Here is a 362-nt window from a genome sequence, read left to right on the forward strand (position 1 = left end):
GAGACGCCCGCGCGGCGGGGGTGGTCGGGGGTGTCGGGCCAGTCGCGGGTCTCGGTGAGGAGTTCGACGGCGCCGGTGGTCCAGTCGACGTGGCTGCTGGGCCGGTCGATGTGGAGGGTCTGCGGGACGGTGCCGTGCCGCATGGCGAGGACCATCTTCATGACGCCGGCGACGCCCGCCGCGGCCTGGGTGTGACCGATGTTGGACTTGATGGAGCCCAGCAGCAGCGGCCGGTCCTCGGGCCGGTCCTGCCCGTAGGTCGCCAGGAGCGCCTGGGCCTCGATCGGGTCACCGAGCGTCGTGCCGGTGCCGTGTGCCTCGACCACGTCCACGTCGGCCGTGGTCAGGCCCGCGTTGGCCAG

The 362-nt window shown here is 73.5% G+C and carries 1 protein-coding gene; it reads right to left on the minus strand.

All coding sequences use genetic code 11. The features are described from left to right. Positions 1-362 (minus strand): polyketide synthase (locus tag HW445_RS32680; RefSeq protein WP_180224352.1); only part of this gene is annotated, 362 nt, incomplete at both ends.

The sequence above is a fragment of the Streptomyces sp. UH6 genome, from assembly GCF_013421635.1.
Taxonomy (GTDB): domain Bacteria; phylum Actinomycetota; class Actinomycetes; order Streptomycetales; family Streptomycetaceae; genus Streptomyces; species Streptomyces abyssomicinicus.